Source organism: Sphingobacterium phlebotomi (assembly GCF_008180195.1).
GTDB lineage: Bacteria > Bacteroidota > Bacteroidia > Sphingobacteriales > Sphingobacteriaceae > Sphingobacterium > Sphingobacterium phlebotomi.
The window spans coordinates 1-284 of the sequence record NZ_VTAV01000056.1 but is presented as its reverse complement, the minus strand read 5'-3'; the positions used below and the strand labels follow the sequence as shown (position 1 = coordinate 284).

At 50.4% G+C, this 284-nt stretch carries 1 protein-coding gene; it reads left to right on the top strand.

What is annotated here, in order from left to right; all coding sequences use genetic code 11:
• A partial coding sequence (locus FXV77_RS22275) for a hypothetical protein (RefSeq protein ID WP_187444225.1) occupies positions 1–284 on the top strand: 284 nt, incomplete at both ends.

Below are 284 nucleotides of genomic sequence, written 5' to 3'. Positions count from 1 at the left end.
AACACCAACCGGTTGGCATCCGTATCGAACTATGCCTCCTACACCTACGATGACCTCGGGCAGCTGAGCAGTGAAATCAAAGGTACGATGGGCAAATATCTGGAGTATGATGCTTATGGTAAGGTCACCAAAATATACAGCAATGCCGCTAGGACCAATCTGATACTGAGCTTTGCCTACGACGAGAACGGCAACCGCATTAAGAAACAGGACCATCTGCAGAACGTGACAACCTGGTATGTGGACGGCAATGTGTACCAAGGCAGCCAGCTGATCGAGCAGCC